The organism is Rhizobium sp. Leaf371, assembly GCF_001424045.1.
Lineage (GTDB): Bacteria > Pseudomonadota > Alphaproteobacteria > Rhizobiales > Rhizobiaceae > Ferranicluibacter.
The window spans coordinates 108,965-126,397 of the sequence record NZ_LMQB01000023.1 but is presented as its reverse complement, the minus strand read 5'-3'; the positions used below and the strand labels follow the sequence as shown (position 1 = coordinate 126,397).

At 62.7% G+C, this 17,433-nt stretch carries 19 protein-coding genes; 13 read left to right on the top strand and 6 right to left on the bottom strand.

Annotated features, from left to right (window positions below):
- The 9 genes from ASG39_RS11355 to ASG39_RS11315 all read left to right on the top strand — a co-directional run bounded on the left by ASG39_RS11355 (position 1) and on the right by ASG39_RS11315 (position 8,177).
- Complete coding sequence (locus ASG39_RS11355; protein WP_062595114.1) at positions 1-468, top strand: chemotaxis protein CheW; 468 nt, start codon at positions 1-3, stop codon at positions 466-468.
- Positions 465-1,370, top strand: coding sequence for a protein-glutamate O-methyltransferase CheR (gene cheR / locus ASG39_RS11350; protein WP_062595113.1), 906 nt, complete (start codon positions 465-467; stop codon positions 1,368-1,370). Before ASG39_RS11355 ends, cheR begins: the two co-directional genes overlap by 4 nt.
- A complete protein-coding gene (locus ASG39_RS11345; RefSeq protein WP_062595112.1) occupies positions 1,370-2,431 on the top strand; it encodes a chemotaxis response regulator protein-glutamate methylesterase in 1,062 nt (353 codons plus the stop codon). The genes cheR and ASG39_RS11345 overlap by 1 nt, the downstream gene beginning before the upstream one ends.
- The gene (locus ASG39_RS11340; protein ID WP_062470356.1) at positions 2,431-2,820 is read left to right on the top strand and encodes a response regulator; all 390 of its coding nucleotides are present in this window, start codon (positions 2,431-2,433) and stop codon (positions 2,818-2,820) included. The genes ASG39_RS11345 and ASG39_RS11340 overlap by 1 nt, the downstream gene beginning before the upstream one ends.
- Positions 2,817-3,371 (top strand): chemoreceptor glutamine deamidase CheD, encoded by a 555-nt coding sequence (gene cheD / locus ASG39_RS11335; RefSeq protein ID WP_062470351.1) that lies wholly within the window; start codon positions 2,817-2,819, stop codon positions 3,369-3,371. Before ASG39_RS11340 ends, cheD begins: the two co-directional genes overlap by 4 nt.
- A 41-nt stretch (positions 3,372-3,412) precedes the next feature.
- The gene (locus ASG39_RS11330; protein ID WP_062595111.1) at positions 3,413-3,802 is read left to right on the top strand and encodes a hypothetical protein; all 390 of its coding nucleotides are present in this window, start codon (positions 3,413-3,415) and stop codon (positions 3,800-3,802) included.
- 292 nt (positions 3,803-4,094) lie between these two features.
- The gene (gene fliF / locus ASG39_RS11325; RefSeq protein ID WP_062595110.1) at positions 4,095-5,777 is read left to right on the top strand and encodes a flagellar basal-body MS-ring/collar protein FliF; all 1,683 of its coding nucleotides are present in this window, start codon (positions 4,095-4,097) and stop codon (positions 5,775-5,777) included.
- Positions 5,778-6,609: 832 nt separating this feature from the next.
- A complete protein-coding gene (locus tag ASG39_RS11320; protein WP_244481214.1) occupies positions 6,610-7,425 on the top strand; it encodes a helix-turn-helix transcriptional regulator in 816 nt (271 codons plus the stop codon).
- 8 nt (positions 7,426-7,433) lie between these two features.
- Positions 7,434-8,177 (top strand): helix-turn-helix transcriptional regulator, encoded by a 744-nt coding sequence (locus tag ASG39_RS11315; RefSeq protein WP_062595109.1) that lies wholly within the window; start codon positions 7,434-7,436, stop codon positions 8,175-8,177.
- Between the two features lie 9 nt (positions 8,178-8,186).
- Here the strand turns inward: ASG39_RS11315 and ASG39_RS11310 are convergent, their stop codons facing one another.
- From ASG39_RS11310 to motA, 6 genes are all read right to left on the bottom strand, one after another.
- Positions 8,187-8,627 (bottom strand): hypothetical protein, encoded by a 441-nt coding sequence (locus ASG39_RS11310; protein WP_062595108.1) that lies wholly within the window; start codon positions 8,625-8,627, stop codon positions 8,187-8,189.
- A 5-nt stretch (positions 8,628-8,632) separates the two neighbouring features.
- The gene (gene flhB / locus ASG39_RS11305; protein WP_062595107.1) at positions 8,633-9,715 is read right to left on the bottom strand and encodes a flagellar biosynthesis protein FlhB; all 1,083 of its coding nucleotides are present in this window, start codon (positions 9,713-9,715) and stop codon (positions 8,633-8,635) included.
- Between the two features lie 214 nt (positions 9,716-9,929).
- A complete protein-coding gene (gene fliG, locus ASG39_RS11300) occupies positions 9,930-10,961 on the bottom strand; it encodes a flagellar motor switch protein FliG (RefSeq protein WP_062595106.1) in 1,032 nt (343 codons plus the stop codon).
- Between the two features lie 159 nt (positions 10,962-11,120).
- Positions 11,121-11,705, bottom strand: coding sequence for a flagellar motor switch protein FliN (gene fliN / locus ASG39_RS11295; RefSeq protein WP_062595105.1), 585 nt, complete (start codon positions 11,703-11,705; stop codon positions 11,121-11,123).
- Positions 11,706-11,765: 60 nt separating this feature from the next.
- A complete protein-coding gene (locus ASG39_RS11290; RefSeq protein ID WP_062595104.1) occupies positions 11,766-12,704 on the bottom strand; it encodes a FliM/FliN family flagellar motor switch protein in 939 nt (312 codons plus the stop codon).
- Positions 12,705-12,707: 3 nt separating this feature from the next.
- Complete coding sequence (motA, locus tag ASG39_RS11285) at positions 12,708-13,586, bottom strand: flagellar motor stator protein MotA (RefSeq protein ID WP_062470323.1); 879 nt, start codon at positions 13,584-13,586, stop codon at positions 12,708-12,710.
- Positions 13,587-13,795: 209 nt separating this feature from the next.
- On the opposite strand from motA, the gene ASG39_RS11280 reads away from it, so the two are divergent.
- Genes ASG39_RS11280 through ASG39_RS11265 form a run of 4 tightly spaced genes read left to right on the top strand, consistent with a single transcriptional unit; the run spans position 13,796 to position 17,266 of the window.
- Complete coding sequence (locus ASG39_RS11280) at positions 13,796-14,575, top strand: DUF1217 domain-containing protein (RefSeq protein ID WP_062595103.1); 780 nt, start codon at positions 13,796-13,798, stop codon at positions 14,573-14,575.
- A gap of 2 nt (positions 14,576-14,577) precedes the next feature.
- The gene (gene flgF / locus ASG39_RS11275; RefSeq protein ID WP_062595102.1) at positions 14,578-15,303 is read left to right on the top strand and encodes a flagellar basal-body rod protein FlgF; all 726 of its coding nucleotides are present in this window, start codon (positions 14,578-14,580) and stop codon (positions 15,301-15,303) included.
- Positions 15,304-15,308: 5 nt separating this feature from the next.
- Entirely contained in the window at positions 15,309-16,691 is a 1,383-nt protein-coding gene (gene fliI, locus ASG39_RS11270; protein WP_062595559.1) for a flagellar protein export ATPase FliI, read from the top strand.
- 17 nt (positions 16,692-16,708) lie between these two features.
- Complete coding sequence (locus ASG39_RS11265) at positions 16,709-17,266, top strand: hypothetical protein (protein ID WP_062595101.1); 558 nt, start codon at positions 16,709-16,711, stop codon at positions 17,264-17,266.
- Positions 17,267-17,433: the final 167 nt, after the last annotated feature.

The following is a 17,433-nucleotide window of genomic DNA, read 5'->3' as shown; positions in this document are numbered from 1 at the left end:
ATGACGACGCTCGCAAACACCATGACCAGCGGTGCCCGCGAACTGATCGCCTTCAGGATCGGCGACCAGGAGTTCTGCGTCGATATCATGTCCGTCCGCGAGATCCGCGGGTGGACGCCTGCGACGCAAATGCCACACACGCCGAGCTACATGCTCGGCGTCATTAACCTGCGGGGCGCCGTCCTGCCGATCGTCGATCTGGCCGCGCGCCTCGGAATGAACCCGGCCGAACCCACCGTTCGGCATGTCATCATCGTCGCACAGTCCGGACACACGATCGTCGGACTGCTGGTCGAGGCGGTGTCCGACATATTGAGCGTGACGAACGACAACATACAGCCGACGCCCGATGTCAGTTCCGATTTCGAGCGAACCTTTGCCCGCGGCGTCCTTGCCATCGAGAAGCGCATGATCTGCCTGATCGAACTGGACGCCGTCTTTCCTCATACCGAAAGCGAAGCCGCATGAGCAGAATGGCCGCATTCGACACGAAAGCGTCGCCCGACGAGTGCCTGGCCAGCGGCGAATACCCGCTGACGCGCCGCGATCTTTCCGAGATCGCAGCGATGATCTACGCCGATGCCGGCATCTACCTGAACGAGTCCAAGGCCTCGCTCGTCTATTCGCGCCTGTCGAAACACATCCGCAATCTCGGCCTCGGGGGCTTCCGCGAGTACTGCAGTCTCGTCTCGTCTCCGGCCGGTGCCGCCGAGCGCCGGGACATGCTGTCGCATCTCACGACCAATTTCACGCGCTTCTTCCGCGAGAACCACCATTTCGAGCACCTGCGCGATGCGGTCCTGCCGGGCCTGATCGCCCGTGCCAAGGCCGGCGGTCGCGTCCGCATCTGGTCCGCCGCCTGTTCCGACGGGCAGGAGCCCTATTCGATCGCGCTGACCATTCTGTCGGTCCTGCCCAATGCGGCCGATTTCGACATCCGGATCCTCGCGACCGATATCGATCCGAAGATCCTCGCGATCGCCCGCGCCGGCGCCTATGACGTCAACGCGCTGGAAACGGTGACGCCGCAGATGCGCAAGCAGCATTTCCAGCAGACCTCGATCAACGGTCGCGAGAAGTGGCAGATCGACGACAAGGTCAAGCGTCTGATCACCTTCAACGAGCTGAACCTCATGGCGCAGTGGCCGTTCAAGGGGCCGTTCGACGTGATCTTCTGCCGCAACGTCGTCATCTATTTCGACGAGCCGACCCAGATGAAGATCTGGTCGCGCTTCGCCACGATGCTGGACGGCGGCGGGCACCTCTATATCGGTCACTCCGAGCGCGTGTCCGGCGATGCGAAGGCCGTGTTCGACAATATCGGCATTACCGCCTATCGCTATACCGGCAAGCACGGGGGAGGCCGCTGATGACCGCGCCCGCTCGCGTCCTCGTCGTCGATGACAGCGCCACGATGCGCGGTCTCATCACGGCCATTCTGAATGCCGATCCCGCCGTCAGCGTGGTCGGTCAGGCGGCCGATGCGCTGCAGGCGCGCCAGGCGATCAAGGATCTCGATCCCGACGTCATCACGCTCGACATCGAGATGCCCAACATGAACGGTCTCGATTTTCTCGAGAAGATCATGCGGCTGCGCCCGATGCCCGTCATCATGGTCTCGACGCTGACGCACAAGGGTGCCGAGGCCTCGGTGGCGGCGCTCGAGATCGGCGCGTTCGATTGCGTCGGCAAGCCTCTGCCGGGCGATCCGCACCCCTTCAGCGATCTCGCCGAAAAGGTGAAGGCCGCGGCGCGCTCGCAGCGCAAGTTCATCCTGTCCGGCAACAAGGTTGCGGCACCCAGCGCTGCCAACACCAATGCCACGGCCGTCGACTACCGGGCGGCCCGCCGGATCATCGCCATCGGGTCCTCCACCGGGGGGGTGGAGGCCCTGATCAACGTCTTGCAGAAGTTTCCGAAGAACTGCCCGCCGACGGTGATCACCCAGCACATGCCGGTCACTTTCACGAAAAGCTTCTCGGAGCGTCTCAACCGGCTTTGCGCCCCAACGGTCGAAGAGGCCTTCGACGGGGCAAAGCTCGAGATCGGCAAGATCTATCTCGCCCCCGGGGGAGATCGTCACCTCCAGATCGTCAATCCGTCCGCACCCACGTGCCGGCTGATCGATCGGGAGCCCGTCAACGGACATCGCCCGTCCGTGGACGTTCTGTTCGACTCTGTTGCCGAACTCGCCGGCCGCAATGGTATTGGCGTCATCCTGACGGGCATGGGGCGCGATGGCGCCTCCGGCCTTCTGCGGATGCGTCAGGCCGGAGCCCGGACGTTCGGCCAGAATGAAAAGACCTGCGTGGTCTATGGAATGCCGAGGGTGGCCTACGAGATAGGCGCCGTCGAAATGCAACTGCCCCTCAACTCCATCGGGGAAGAAGTTCTGAAATGCGCTGCGACCCGAAGGGAAGGATCTGAATAATGTCTATCGCCGAAAAAATCAAAGTGCTGATCGTCGACGATCAGGTTACCAGCCGGCTTTTGCTGGGCGAAGCTCTGCAGCAGCTGGGCTTCAAGCAGATCACCGTTGCCGCCGATGGCGAGCAGGGGGCCAAGATCATGGCACAGCAGCCGCATCACCTCGTGATCTCCGACTTCAACATGCCGAAGATGGACGGTCTCGGTCTGCTGCAGGCCGTTCGCACCAACCCGGCAACCAAGAAGGCCGCCTTCATCATGTTGACGGCCCAGGGCGACCGGGCACTCGTCACCAAAGCGGCAGCGCTGGGCGCCAACAACGTCCTGGCAAAGCCCTTCACCATCGAAAAGATGCGGGCGGCGATCGAAGCCGTGTTCGGAGCGCTCAAATGACCTTAGACGCTGCGGTTAAGCGCGTGCATGTTATCCAGGGCGAGTACAAGGTCGTAACGGACCCGGACGTGGTTCTCTCGACCATTCTCGGCTCCTGCGTTGCTGCCTGCATGCGTGATCCCGTGGCAGGCGTGGGCGGCATCAACCATTTCCTGCTGCCCGGTTCCGCCGAAGCGATGTCATCGGGAGGGGACGCCACACGTTATGGCGTCCATCTCATGGAATTGCTGATCAACGGTCTTCTCAAGAAAGGCGCGCGGCGCGATCGGCTCGAGGCCAAGATCTTCGGCGGCGCCAAGACCATTGCGCGCTTTTCCAATGTCGGCGAGCAGAATGCCCTGTTCGCCCGCCGGTTTCTGCAGGACGAAGGCATCCCGATCGTCGGCGAGAGCACCGGCGGCGAGCATGGCCGCAAGCTGGAATACTGGCCGGTGACCGGCCGGGCACGTCAATACGCCCTGACCGGCGTCGAGACGCAGAAGACCGTGGCCCAGGAGCAGCGCCCGGTTCCGGCTCCCAAGCCCGCAGACAATTCGATCGAGTTCTTTTAATCAGCAACCGCGCCGTCCGGCGCGCGGTCAGGGGACACCATATGCAGAGCGAGCGAAAAGAGATCCCCCGGGATATGGACGAGGCCCTTCCGGACGTCATGATGCGTGTCGTTTCGGAATTGCATGACGTCGCCTACCTGATCGAGCGGATCGAGCCGATGCTGGGCGAGCTTGCGGGCGAACCTCAGGCCAATTCGGCCCACCGCATCCAGGTTCTGCAGGGCATCGACCTTGCGGTCCAGAAGACGCGCGGGCTCGCCGAGTTCATCGACACGATCACGGCAGCGCTGCCGGAATCGTGGCTGGTGGATATCTCCACCGCCCTGAACCTCGTGAAGCTGGCGGACATGCAGAAGTCGCTCGCAAACGGCCTGCGCCATGGCCATTCGCAGCCTCTGACCGAAGCCGCCGGCGACTTCGAGGCCTTCTAGCCCACGTCCGTCTTCGAAGGCAGGAATGTACCCCAAAAAACGCACCTCCGGTTTCAGCCGCAGGTGCGTTTTCGCGTGTCGCGACTGGGATCGAGACCGGAGCCCGGCGGGAAACGACAAGTTCGCGCAAGCTTCGCATCCTATTCTCCAAACGGGTCAGATGGATCTGTGCCCGCATGTGCGAAGGTTTTCGCCCAGAGCGGCCGGATCGGACCCTGATGTTGGGACTGCGCAATGAAGCTTTGTCCGTGCAATCTCGCGCGGTGAAGTGCGCTACTGGGTGCGAAACAGAATGAATCTGTTAGATCAACTTTCGTCGGTCACGAAAAATTTGACGAGCCTGGGGCAGGGCAAGCTGATCGCCATGGCGGCGGCGGCCCTCGTAACCATCGGGCTCGTTCTGGCAGCCGGGTTCTATGTCAACAAGCCGGCCTTCGAGACCCTGTACGTCAATCTGGAGTCGGGAGACCTCAACCAGGTCACCATGGCGCTGGCCGAGGGCGGTATCGCCTTCGAGGTCGGCACCGACGGGAAGAGCGTTCAGGTCCCGGTCGGCAATACGAGCAAGGCACGCCTGTTCCTCGCCGAGCGCGGCCTCCCCAACAGCGCCAATGCCGGCTATGAGCTCTTCGACAATGTCGGCTCGCTCGGCCTGACCTCCTTCATGCAGGAAGTCACGCGGGTCCGCGCTCTGGAAGGCGAAATCGCCCGCACCATCCAGCAGATTTCCGGCATCACCTCCGCCCGCGTCCACATCGTCATGGCCGACCGCGGAAGCTTCCGCAAAACGGAGCAGAAGCCGACCGCATCCGTCATGATCCGCGCCAGCTCGACCATCGGTCGCGGTGCTGCCGCCTCGATCCGCCATCTCGTCGGCTCCTCCGTTCCGGGCCTGTCCATCGACGACGTGACCATTCTCGATAGCGCCGGCCAGCTCCTGGCCTCGGGCGACGATCCGCAGAACGGCGCGATGAACCAGTCGCTCTCCATCGTCCAGTCCGTCCAGGGCGAAATCGAAAAGAACATCGACAAGGCCCTCTCGCCCTTCCTCGGCGTCGACAACTTCCGCTCCAGCGTCACCGCGCAGCTCAACACCGACACGCAGCAGGTTCAGGAAACCACCTACGATCCGGAATCGCGCGTCGAACGCTCGACGCGGGTCACCAAGGAAGAACAGAAGTCGAGCCAGCAGCAGGCCGACAACGCGACGACCGTTCAGCAGAACGTGCCCCAGGCCGCCCCCAAGAGCGGTGGCGCCGGTCCGCAGTCGAACGACCAGGCCGAGAAGAAGGAAGAGCAGACCAACTACGAGATCAACTCGAAGACGATCGCGACCACCAAGAACAGCTTCAAGGTCGAGAAACTCTCCGTCGCCGTCGTCGTCAACCGCGGCCGGGTTGCCGCCATGATCGGCGAAGGCGCCGATCAGGCCAAGATCGACACCTATCTCGCCGAGATGCAGAAGATCGTCGCCTCCGCCGTCGGCATCGACGCTGCCCGGGGAGACGTGGTGACGCTGACCGCCATGGACTTCGTCAACACCGAGCTGCTCGATGCGCCGGTAGAAGGCCCAGGCATCATGGAGACGCTGACGCGCAATCTCGGTGGCATCATCAATGCACTCGCCTTCATCACGGTGGCCGTCCTCGTCGTCTGGATGGGCCTGCGTCCCCTGGCACGGTCCATGGGCTTCGGCGGCCCGGGCACCCTGACGGAGACCGAGGCTGTCGGCCTCGAACTGCCGGACTTCTCGCCGGCCCCTGCAGGTGCCGCGGGTGGTGCCCTGATGGAAGGTTTCGGTTCGGATTTCGGCTTCGACAGCACCGACGACCTCCTCAGCCTCGGCGAAGACGGCGGCGATTTCAACCGCCGCGTCAAGGAAGGTCCGGAGCGGCGCCTGGCCCGCATGGTCGAGATCAACGAGGAACGCGCGGCCAAGATCCTGCGCAAATGGGTCGCAGAAAAAGCCGCCTGACCTCGAAAGACGCCGCCAGCGAAAAAATCCGCCCCTCCGGCGGATTTTTTTTGTGCAAGCCTTCCGACCGCGCGCGGCAGAGCGATCAAGAAACGGTGCCTGACGGGGTGGGTTCTTTCAGGCTTGGAGAGGTCACGGACGGCACCGAGCGGAGTCTTCGTGTCATTTGGCACAGTCCTCTCCGTATCGCGACGGTCGACGCGACACGTGCACGATTCCTCTATTTAACCAATTGGTCACTTTTTTATGTGGAAAGGTCGATTTGCTTGCTTGCGGATGCGGCTCGACTCCGGGTGCGTCAAAAATGATTGTATCAGCCCAAGAAAATATCTTTCGAAAACTGGTATAGTTCTTCGTTTAATCAAAAGTGTGCTTCACAACGAACGCTATTGTGCTCGAAACCATTCTGATGCAATTGCGCAACATGGACTTCGCAAATACAAATCCGATTCGAAACATGACTCAGGCAGGCGTCGATTTTCGTATGGTTGCAACGCCGGAAAACGCGATTCACCGCCATTATCGCCCGCGACGGCCAATATGGTTGCTAGAAAAATGGATAATTATCAATGATTTAAAAGGATGGTTCCCGTTTGTTCACGGTGAACGACAGATTTGTAATGTCTTTTGTCCGAATCACTTCAGGTTATTAACAAAAAGTAAATCCCGATAAGCCGGCAGTAGTTTTTTGAGTTCGGGCCTGTATAGTTTTGATAGTGATTCGCATGGTGATGTGTGCTCGTCGGGGAAAGCGGATCCCCGGCCGCGTTTGCTGCCCTTGGCGGCGCGCGTGCACAGGTTGCATGACCGGATCCGTCACGGGGAAAATGTCATGGAAGCTCTTCATACGGAGATTGCGGGACGACCGATGCCGGTCGCCTCGATGCGAGCAGCGCTGGCGGGTTCGAGCCCGGCAGTTCACGCAGGCCCAGCAGTTCACGCAGGCCAGTCGGTTCCGATCAGTCCGGTCGGCCATCCCGCAGCCAAGCGCCAGCTTCTGGAGAAGCTCGGAGATTGCGCTGCGCGCGGTCAGCTCAACAAGGCGCTTGCGGCGCTGACGGATTATGTCGGTGCCAGTCACTATCTGCTGGCGCGCTACGACCTGTCGCAGGACAGCGGCCTCGACTTCGTCATGGTCTCGGATTGGCCCTTCGATGTGGTCAAGCGGCTGGGCCAGGTCATGCAGGGCCTCCACGCCAAGACCAACGAGCAGGAAAAGTGCCTCTCGCTGTTGCACCCTGTCTTCATGCGCCTTCCCGAAGAGGTCGTCCTCGGTCGCGGCATCAGCCGCGAATATTGCGCCATCACCTTCTCGATCGGCCGGCTTCGCCTGTCGCTGATGCTGCTCTTTCCGCAGGACCTGATCCTGTCGCGGGAAGGCCTGCGCGACGTCGGCCTCCTCACGGGCTATTTCGCCAGCCTCGCGCGGGACGTCTCGCTGCGCTCGGAGCGCGATTTCGACCTGACGGAACGCGAACTCGAATGCCTTTCCTGGATCGCGGAAGGCAAGACGAGCGAGGAGATCGCCCTTATCCTCGGCATCTCGCGCAATACCATCAACAACTACATCACCAGTGTCATGCGTAAGACGGCGACCAAGACGCGCTCGGAAGCGATTGCCTGCGCGGTTCGAAACAACCTGGTATAGGAACGCGGATGGTCATCTATATTCCAGGAGGACGGAGCGGCGATGAGAGCCGCAACGGCCGCCAGACACGGGCCTCGCGCACGGCCCTGCTCGTTGCCCGCCTGCAGGTGATGCAGAAGGATATCGAGGCTCGAAACTTCGCCGTCTTCCGAATGAACGGAAACGGTCTGCCCGCTTCGCGCAAACTGACCTGCGTCCTCGACAACTGGGGAACCTCAGCGGAAGAGATGACGCAGGACGTGGTCTCGACCTATGGCGACGAGATGAAGCAGCATCTCGACACGTCGCTCCTGCCGCTCCTCTGGAACGGCGCGGACAACCGGCAGACGGCGGAGACGATCGATTTCGATCGCTTCGTTCTCCGCATGAAGCCGCGGACGCTGTCCTATGCGGGGATCGCCTTCCCCGTCCGCCTCGGTGCGCAGGGAAATGGCTATGTCGCCTTCATGGCGCCGTCGCTCGACCTGACAAGCGAGATCATTCTCGATCTCCACGGCCGAAGCTGCCACCTGATGACGGACCTGTTTGCCGCCGATGAGCGACGGCTGCAGCCCGCCGAAGCGCTCAGCGAACGCGAGATCGGTTGCCTGCAGATGGCGGGCGATGGTTACATCAGCGAAGAGATTGCCGAAAAGATGGGTCTCTCGGTGCACACCGTGAACGCCTATCTGGGCGCGGCCACCGCCAAGCTCGACTCCGTCAACCGAATCCAGGCGATCGCCAAGGCGATCCGCCTTGGCTATATCAGCTGAAAAGCCTTCTTAACTGGCGAGTGCCGTCGGAAAGGTTTTCATGAATTTGGCCGCATTCAAGCTGCGGGCGAGAAACGCCGTGTTCTCGTCCGGATCGACCGACGGCTTCTTGAAGGCGATATGGTTGATCTCGATCGCCGCGGAATCGTCCCGCAGGGCAAGCTGCGCATAGACGGTCACGCCGTCGGGCTTCAGCTCCAGGTCGAGAACGATTTCCGGGCTGCGGTTCCAGTCGAGCATGTAGTTGCCGCCAATGCCGAAATTCACCGTACCCGGAACGAAATAGAGCTCGGCCGCCGACGACACGAGGTCGGCCAGGCTGCCATGCGATTCATAGCGCAGCAGCGCGATGAAGTCCGCGGCATCGATGAGACGGAGTTCGGTTGCGACCGGACGGATGGCATCCGCAACGATCTTTTCGCGCTGTTCGGAATATTCGCATTTTTTCATCGCAATCAGTTCATCCGTGTCGGGTTCGATTTCGTTGCGTAGACCCGGTGGATGAGTTCGGCGACCGCCTTGTAAAACACCGGTGGAATGACACTATCCACCGAGACTTGCGCAAACATTGAGCGAGCGAGGGGCGGGTCCTCGAAGACCGGAATGTTGTTTTCCTCCGCAAGGGCGCGAATGCGCAACGCAACGAGGTCCTGCCCCTTGGCCACCACGACCGGGGCGTCGCCTTCTTCCCGCACATAGCGCAGCGCCACGGCAAAGTGGGTGGGGTTCGCGATGACTAGCGTTGCGCGCGGAACCGACGAAATCATCCGGCGCCGCGCACGGTCGCGAGCGATGGAGCGTAAGCGTGCCTTGACGATGGGGTCGCCCTGCGTCTGCTTCATTTCCTCCTTCACTTCCTGCTTGGTCATGCGCAGCTCGCTGTACCAGTGGTGCCGCGTCCAGAAGAAGTCGGCAATGGCGATGACGGCCGTGGAGAACAGGACGACGTTCATGATCTTGTTGAAGTCGCGGCCGATGATCTCGAAGATCGTGAACGGATCGGAGAACATGGCATCGAGCGTCGCGTAGAAGTCGTCCGACAGGGTGAGCGCGACGATGCCGGAGATGACGGCGATCTTGAAGAACGACTTTGCGAACTCGACAAGGCCGGGAACGCTGTAGATCCGCGATACGCCGGCAATCGGCGAGATCCGGTTGAGCTTCGGCGCGATCCGGTCGAGTACGGGGCTCGGAAGGTTCTGTAGGATTGATGAGCCCACGCCGAACGCGATCATCAGCACGAAGATCGGCACGACCAGGGAGCCCGACGCCCAGAGGAGTTTCGAGATCAGCGCCGACGCATCGTTCGACGTCGTGATTCGCCAGGCATCCGGTTGCTCGAAAACATCCTTCAGCGCTTCGGCCATGCTCCGAAATCCATCCGGCAGGAAGAAGACCACATAGATGTAGATGGCGAGCGTGGAAGCGAACATCGTGACTTCGCGGGAGAAGGGAACATTGCCCTTCTCCACGGCATCGCTGAGCTTTTTCTCGGACGGCGATTCGGTTTTGCTGTCTTTATCCTGATCGTCCGACATGGAAACGGTCCTTCACGACGGCGCGCCTGCCGGGTCGGATCATCCCGGGCCGGCGGGCGCTGTTCGCCATGTTGTGGGCCGACGGGCCGCATCTGGCAAGGGCCTCGTCCGGGTCGGCCGGGGATGGGTTCAGCCCCGTTGAACGCGAAAAGCCCGCCGCGACGCAGGTCGCAGGCGGACTTCCGATGTCTTGGCGCTGAAAGGCTCGACAGCCTTAAGCGGCGACCGATTCCTTCGGCTTCAGTTCGATCTGGCCGCTGGCGGCGAGCCGGATGGCTTCCTGCGTGACGGAGCGGCGGGCAACGGCGATGTCGCGCGGATTGATGCCGGTATCGCCGGAGCCCAGATCCGACTCGATCATGCGGCGCTGGCGGGCGCCGATCGAGGCGAGCACGCATTCGCGCAGTTCCATGCTCGATCCACGCAGCGCCATCGTGATGATGTCGCCCGAGATGTCGTTGAAGAGCGCGACGCGGCTCCTCTGCGGCATGAGGAGGATGTCGTCGAAGAGGAAGATCTTCGGCCGGACTTTCTTGACCGATTCGGTGCTGATCGATTCGAGCGAGGCAAGCAGCGTGTCGACGTCGTTCTTCTCCATCTCGTTCATGACTTCGGCAATCTTGACCGAACCGGCGGAGTTGCGGTCGGCATCCATCTCGCGCAGCAGTTCCACGACCCGCGTCTCGATGATCGCGGCGGCCTTCGGCGCCACGTTCTTCATGTTGACGGTCCGGTTGATGATGTCGGCGCGCCCGTTTTCCGGCAGCTGCAGCAGAACCTTGGCGCCGAAGGTCGAGGGCATCATGGAGAGGATATAGGCGATGGTCTGGGGGTGTTCGCGCGAAAGATGCTGCGAGACGAAGGTCGGATCGGCATCCTGCAGCCTGTCCCAGATGCTGGTCTCGTAGGACTGGAATGCGGTGCGGCGACCGAGCAGGCCATCGACCTCGTCGGGCGTCAGGCCTTCTTCCAGAATGGCCTCGATGGCCTTGGCATTGTCCATCAGGCCCGCACCTTCGGTGAACAGGTCTTCGAACTCGTTGACGAGGATTTCCAGCTCGTGCGGCGGAATGGACCGCAGCGTCTGCGCGGAGGCGATGATGCCCTGCAGCTCGCTCTGCGTGAAGAACTTCAACAGTTTCCCGGCAATCGGCTTGCCCATGCTCAGGAGCACGGCGGCAGCCTTGTCCATCTGGGTCAGGGGGCGCGTCAGCGCCGATGCTTCGAAATCATCGTAATCCATCATGGATCCTTCCTTGACGGCGTCGCGCTCAGTCGCGACGTCGAAACGCTCTCACTCGGCTGCCGTGGTCTCCGGGCCCTGATGGTCCGGACGGCGTGCAGTCGCCCTTGCAGGATCTGAAAGCCGGCCGTCATGACCGCCTTTCACACGTTCTCAAGGCCCTCAGGCCTTCTTTCCGCTGTTCACCTCGATCAGCCTGACGCCGAACCGGGTGTCGTCTTCTTCCAGGACCGTGATCTCGCCACGGCCGATCACCCGGCCGTTGACCATGATCTCGACCGGCTCGCCGATCTTGCGGTCGAGCGCGATGGTCGCGCCTTCCGTCAGACCCATCAGGCCGGAAACCTGCATGCGGCTGGAGCCGAGCACGATCTGGACGTCGATCGGGATGTCCATGATCAGGTCGAGATTGCCGTGCATCGTCGCGCCGGCGGTGGCCGAGGGCGTCGCAAAGCTGTCCTCGAACGCATCGTCACCGCCGCCGAAAGCCGTGTCGGCAAAGGCCGTCGGCTCGGAGAAGGTGCCCGCGAAAGGATCTTCGTCCTGCGAGACCGCGCCGAAGTCGCTCATGAAATCGGGTTCTGCCGCAGGGGCCGCGCCGAAATCCATGTCGAAGCCGGTATCGGGAAGTCCGCCCTCGGCATCCGTCTTCAGAACGCCGCGCAGGTCATCGATCGCCTGGTCGAGCTCAGCATCGCCCGCTCCCGCGCTCATGTCTTCTGTAATGGGTGCTTTTCTGGGTGCCATGTCGAGAGTATTCCAGTTGAAACTTGCCCCAAGCCTGTCGCGGGCCGGGGGAGCGGCGGATTAGCGCGTGAGATGCTCGAGCAACTCGTCTTCGGACCCGTAGGTGTCCTTGACCCGCACGGTGTAGCGTGTGCCGGAGCGTCCGAATTCGCAGACATAGAGATCGCGGCCGTTCGCCTTCACGTCGACGCGCACGTCCTTCGGGTCGTGGAAGGGAATGACGTCGCCCGGCTTCAGCTTTGTAATCGCGGCAAGCGTCAGCTCCTCGAGCCTGATATGCGCCTGCAGCTCGACCATGGAGCGGCGAACCTGCTGTTCGACCTGTTCGGCCCAGGCCGACTTCTGGCGGCGGGCCTGCCCGATACCCTTGGGAAACACGATCGTCGTCTTCAGCAGCGTCTGCTGCGGCACGAGGATCGAGAAGGTCGAGAGCACGGGTCCGACGCCGAGCGAAATGTTGACGCAGGCGGCAAAGACGTCCTCGGCCTCCTTGTCGGCCGCCGGGCGGTTCTCGGCATTATAGGCCTTGCCGACATTCGGCTCGAAGCCGCCAGCCGCGTTCACGGCGGACTTCAGAACCCCCGCCACCTTTTCGAACACGATGGCCGCGACATCGAGCTCGATGCCCGACAGATTGCGCGGCCGCGGTTCCTCGATCGATTCGGCCGGAGACCCCAGCAGCATTTCCATCATGGCGATGATCGCCGGGCTGTCGCAGCTGATGGTGAAATCGTTGCACCAGTTGCGCAGCAGACAATCCGACAGCGCGACCCCGTCGCCGAGCTTGCGGATCAGCTCGCTCTTCAGGCCGGTGTCGAAGCCGGCATAGCCGATGGTCAGGTCGAGCCCGGTTTCGCTCTGCAGCAGGTCGGGCAGGAACTCGCCGAACACCTGGCCGAGATCGGCGCAGATCTTGCCGATCGTCTTGTCGTCGCCCAGCGCACCCGTCATGCGGGCCAGCAGTCTGCGATCGAAGGAGTAGATGTTTTCGCTGGTCATGGATCAGGCCGCCTTGCTCTCGCCGCCACCGCCCGGGTTCATCATTTCCTGCTCCACGGCGTCGATCGACGGACGCTCGTAGGAGGAGATCGTCTTGCGGCCGTATTCGAGCGCCACCTGCGGCACGGAGCCGTTCATGTAGGCGAGCAGCGTCTGCTTGACGATGATGTAGAGGCGGTTCTGCTTTTCGCGCACATGCTTCACGTTGGCGATCAGCGGGCTGACGATGCAGTAGGACAGGAAGATGCCGAGCATGGTGCCGACGAGCGCGGCTGCGATCTTGCCGCCGAGAACTTCCGGGCTTTCCGTGATGGCGCCCATGGCCTTGATGACCCCGAGAACGGCCGCGACGATGCCGATGGCGGGGAAGGCGTCGCCCATCGTCGCCAGCGAGTTGTAGGAGTGCATCTTGTCGTGGGTGATCGTGTTGATCTCCTCGTCCATCAGCGCCTCGATCTCGTGGCTGCGGGCATTGCCGATGATGATGAGGCGGACATAGTCGCAGATGAAGGCCGTCAGGTCCTTGTTCTTCAGGACGGTCGGGGCCTGCTGGAAGATCGCGGATTCGTCGGGATTGTCGATATGGCTTTCGATCTCGTTGCGCGACTTGGTGCGCAGGTCGCGCATCAGGCTGTAGAGAACGCCAAGCGTATCGAGATATTCCCGCTGCTTGGGCACCTTGTGCTTGAAGGCCTCGACGAGCGCCTTTCCGGCGTCCTTCACGGTCTTCATGGAGTTGCCCATAATGAAGCCGCCGATACCCGCGCCGCCGATGATGACAAGCTCGAAAGGCTGGTTGAGAACGGCCATGTGTCCGCCCATCGCAATGAAGCCGCCGAGAATACAGCCCATTGTCATGACGAGCCCGATGATGATGTTCATGTCTCTACCTGCCGCAGTGGTGGATTGTGGTGTCCATCCCTAGGGTTCGTTGCTTGCGTGAGGCTGGCTGCAACCCCGGCAAAGGGCGGGCGAAAGCAAGATGGAAAAGTGCAGGTCGCCCCATCAGGTTCGCGCAAGCCGTAAGGTCCAGCTTGTCGAGCGAACAGGAGCCGGGCCCGAGCCATGCGCTTCGCCATCGAGGACATGCCTTGACCACCACCTTCACCAGCTACAGGCAGATCACCGCGGACCTCACGACGTCGCTGAAGCGCGTCACGGAGAAGCCCGATGTCGCCCGGGAAACCGAGTATTATCTCGCCCATATCGGCAATGTGAAATCGATCGACGACTTCTTCGCCGACAGCCGTCTCTATGACTACGCGCTGAAGGCGCACGGGCTGGAGGACATGGGTTACGCCAAGGCCTTCATGCGCAAGGTGCTGACCGAAGGCGTGGCCAGCGACGACGCGTTCGCCAACAAGCTGTCCGACAGCCGCTACACGGACCTCGTCAAGTCGCTCAACTTCGCCGCGGACGGCGCTGCCGCCACCGCGTCCGACAAGGCCCGCAAGGGCGTGACGGACAAATATGCGCGCCAGACGCTGGAGCAGGATGCGGGCGAGGACAATGCCGGCGTCCGCCTGGCGCTCTATTTCGAACGCATGGCGCCCGGCGTCAGCAATGCCTACGGGCTCCTGGCCGACGAGGCCATGGGGCAGGTTGTTCGCACGCTCATGCAGGTGCCCGAGGCCTTCGCGGCGGCCGACATCGACAAGCAGGCCGATGCCGTTTCCAAGGCGATCGACCTCAAGGATCTGAAGGATCCGCAGAAGCTGTCGAAGCTGATGGAGCGCTTCACCGCGCTCTGGGAGCTGGACAATGCCACGAGCAGCTACGACCCCCTCGCGCTGTTCGGCACGCAGAGCGGCTTCGGCATCTCGTCCGACCTGCTCCTGTCCATCAACACCCTGAAGCTCGGAGGTCGATGAGCATGCAAACCGGTCTGTACGTCGGCGTTTCCTCGCAGATTGCGCTCGAAAAGCGCATGAACACTCTGGCCGACAATGTCGCCAATTCCACCACCGTCGGCTTTCGCGCCACGGAAGTGAAGTTCAACACGGTGCTCGGCGACACAAAGCCGAACAAGGTCGCCTTCGTCGGCGAGGGCGCGGAGTTTCTGAACACCAAGTCGGGTGGTCTCTCCCACACGGGCAACACGCTCGACGTCGCCATCAAGGGCGATGCCTGGCTGTCCATCGAGACGCCCGCCGGTCCCGCTTTGACGCGGGACGGACGCTTCTCGCTGACGGAGACCGGCGATCTCGTCACCCTGCGCGGCTATCCGGTTCTCGATGCCGGCGGCGCGCCCATCCAGCTGAACGCCAATGCCGGCGAGATCTCCATCGCCAATGACGGCGCCATTCGCCAGAACGGCAACCAGGTCGCCGCGCTCGGCCTCTATGAGGCCAATTTCGCCAATGGCTTCAGCCGCTACGACAATTCCGCCATTCTTCCCAATGCCGCCTCGGAGCCGGTCGTCGACCGCATGGATGTCGGCGTGATGCAGGGTTATGTCGAGGAATCCAACGTCAATCCCGTTCAGGAAATGTCGCAGCTGATCACCGTCTCGCGCGCCTTCGAGAGCATCGCCTCCCTGCTGCGCGACAGCGAGACCTCGCTGGATGAGGCGATCAAGACGCTCGGTGGCAGCAAGTGACGGTCATCAACGATCAGCCGCTGGATGTCCGGCAGGCCTCGACCGCGCTGTCGGCGCTCGCCGGTCTCGTCGATCGGTATTCCCGGCCCGAGCATGCCGTGGCGCCCGGCGGCCATGTCCAGACCATCTCGCCCGGCCACTACACGGTCAGCGGCCTGTCCCGCCATGTTCGCCTCGGCGAGTTCGTCGCCCACAAGAGCGCGACCGGCATCCATCTCGGCGAGGTCGTCAAGGTCGAGCCCGAAACCGTCGTCGTCTGCCCGATCGAGCCGGGCGAGCCGATCGGCATTCACGACACGGTCATCCGCAAGGGCGCCTTCCGCGTCGCGCCCACCGCCAGCTGGTGCGGCCGCACCATCAATTCGCTCGGCGAGCCGATCGACGGCCGCGGGCCGATGATGCAGGGCGACGTCCGCCGGGCGATCTCCACCGCCGCGCCGCCCTCCATGACGCGCCAGCGCGTCGAGCACGGCTTTCGCACCGGCGTCCGCGCGGTCGATATCTTCTCGCCGCTCTGCCTCGGCCAGCGTCTCGGCGTCTTCGCCGGCTCCGGCGTCGGCAAATCGACGCTTCTGTCCATGCTCGCGCGCGCCGACGCCTTCGACCGGGTGGTCATCGCGCTCGTGGGCGAACGCGGTCGCGAAGTGCGCGAATTCATCGAGGATACCCTCGGCGACAATCTGAAGAAGTCGGTCGCCGTGGTCGCGACCAGCGACGAGAGCCCGATGCTGCGCAAGATGGCGCCGCTGACGGCCATCACCATTGCCGAGCATTTCCGCGACCAGGGCGACAACGTCCTCCTCATCATCGACAGCGTGACCCGCTTCGCACACGCCATCCGCGAAGTCGCGACCGCATCCGGCGAGCCGCCAATCGCGCGCGGCTATCCCGCGTCCGTCTTTACGGAGCTGCCGCGCCTTCTGGAACGCGCCGGCCCCGGTCCCGAGGGAACGGGCACGATCACCGCCATCATCTCGATCCTCGTCGATGGCGACAATCACAACGACCCGATCGCGGACTCGACGCGCGGCATTCTCGACGGCCACATCGTCATGGACCGCAGCCTTGCCGAAGAGGGGCGTTATCCCCCCATCAACCCGCTGTCCTCCGTCTCGCGTCTCGCGCGCAAGGCCTGGACGCCGGATCAGGAAATGCTGGTATCGCGGCTGAAGTCGCTGATCCATCGTTTCGAGGAGACCCGCGATCTGCGCCTCATCGGCGGCTATCGTCCAGGCTCCGATCCGGATCTCGACATGGCCATCAAGCAGGTGCCGGTCATCTACGACATCCTGAAACAGACACCGGGCGAACGCCCTGCCTTCGACGCCTTCACCGACCTCGCCAATGCGCTGAAGGCCGGAGCGGGCGCGCAGCAGGCGCGTCGCTGACGAGGAGAGGGGCCGCTATGAACGACACGGACGCAGACGAAATCGTCCGGCAGCGCAAGCTCGCCGATCGCATGCCCGTCATCGACAAGGCTTTGGCCGGCACGGGCATCGCCCTTGCGGGTCTCGCCATGTTCTTTCCGTGGTACGCCTTCCTGCACCAGGAAAAATTCGCGCTTCCCGCCCTTTGGACCGGTGCCACCCGCGATCTGCCGCAAAAGATCGGCACGCCGGGCATGGCGTCCGCTCCCCAGGCCTCCCCGTTGGAGCCGGCAGGTTCGCTGACGGCGGAAACCCAGGCTGCCGTTGATCGGCTCACCACGGCAACCGTCCCCGCACCGCCGTCGAAACCGGGCGAAGCCGACGCGCCGATGCTCGACCAGCCTTTCCCGGGATCGAGCACCTTCAAGCTCATCCACGTCGCCGGCGGTCGCGCCCTGATCGAGGACGTCAGCGGCATGTATATCGTCCGGGTTGGCTCGCCCCTGCCGGACAACAGTCGGCTCGCCACGCTCGAAGAGCGTGACGGCAACTGGGTGATGATCACGTCAAAGGGAGACGTCTTCAAGGCGGAATGACACGTTCCGCCTGTCCCTTTCTTCCGCTTGCATGATGCTTGCGCGGGCTCGCCATCTCCAGGGATGGCCGCGGCACCCTTCGCGTTCTCGTGACGCCGGGTCCGCCACGCCCCGGAGGCCAGCCCCGAGTTTCGCCCCCGCTCCCCGCCATGACGGCCCGCCCACAT

What these genes read in the sequence shown, in the direction of transcription:
- fliG (WP_062595106.1), bottom strand. Translation starts at nt 10,961, where the DNA reads ATGATGGATTACGATGATTTCGAAGCATCGGCGCTGACGCGCCCCCTG.
- ASG39_RS11330 (WP_062595111.1), top strand. Translation starts at nt 3,413, where the DNA reads ATGCAGAGCGAGCGAAAAGAGATCCCCCGGGATATGGACGAGGCCCTT.
- ASG39_RS11315 (WP_062595109.1), top strand. Translation starts at nt 7,434, where the DNA reads ATGGTCATCTATATTCCAGGAGGACGGAGCGGCGATGAGAGCCGCAAC.
- ASG39_RS11290 (WP_062595104.1), bottom strand. Translation starts at nt 12,704, where the DNA reads ATGACCAGCGAAAACATCTACTCCTTCGATCGCAGACTGCTGGCCCGC.
- ASG39_RS11345 (WP_062595112.1), top strand. Translation starts at nt 1,370, where the DNA reads ATGACCGCGCCCGCTCGCGTCCTCGTCGTCGATGACAGCGCCACGATG.
- cheR (WP_062595113.1), top strand. Translation starts at nt 465, where the DNA reads ATGAGCAGAATGGCCGCATTCGACACGAAAGCGTCGCCCGACGAGTGC.
- ASG39_RS11265 (WP_062595101.1), top strand. Translation starts at nt 16,709, where the DNA reads ATGAACGACACGGACGCAGACGAAATCGTCCGGCAGCGCAAGCTCGCC.
- ASG39_RS11320 (WP_244481214.1), top strand. Translation starts at nt 6,610, where the DNA reads ATGGAAGCTCTTCATACGGAGATTGCGGGACGACCGATGCCGGTCGCC.
- fliN (WP_062595105.1), bottom strand. Translation starts at nt 11,705, where the DNA reads ATGGCACCCAGAAAAGCACCCATTACAGAAGACATGAGCGCGGGAGCG.
- flgF (WP_062595102.1), top strand. Translation starts at nt 14,578, where the DNA reads ATGCAAACCGGTCTGTACGTCGGCGTTTCCTCGCAGATTGCGCTCGAA.
- flhB (WP_062595107.1), bottom strand. Translation starts at nt 9,715, where the DNA reads ATGTCGGACGATCAGGATAAAGACAGCAAAACCGAATCGCCGTCCGAG.
- motA (WP_062470323.1), bottom strand. Translation starts at nt 13,586, where the DNA reads ATGAACATCATCATCGGGCTCGTCATGACAATGGGCTGTATTCTCGGC.
- fliF (WP_062595110.1), top strand. Translation starts at nt 4,095, where the DNA reads ATGAATCTGTTAGATCAACTTTCGTCGGTCACGAAAAATTTGACGAGC.
- cheD (WP_062470351.1), top strand. Translation starts at nt 2,817, where the DNA reads ATGACCTTAGACGCTGCGGTTAAGCGCGTGCATGTTATCCAGGGCGAG.
- ASG39_RS11340 (WP_062470356.1), top strand. Translation starts at nt 2,431, where the DNA reads ATGTCTATCGCCGAAAAAATCAAAGTGCTGATCGTCGACGATCAGGTT.
- ASG39_RS11355 (WP_062595114.1), top strand. Translation starts at nt 1, where the DNA reads ATGACGACGCTCGCAAACACCATGACCAGCGGTGCCCGCGAACTGATC.
- ASG39_RS11310 (WP_062595108.1), bottom strand. Translation starts at nt 8,627, where the DNA reads ATGAAAAAATGCGAATATTCCGAACAGCGCGAAAAGATCGTTGCGGAT.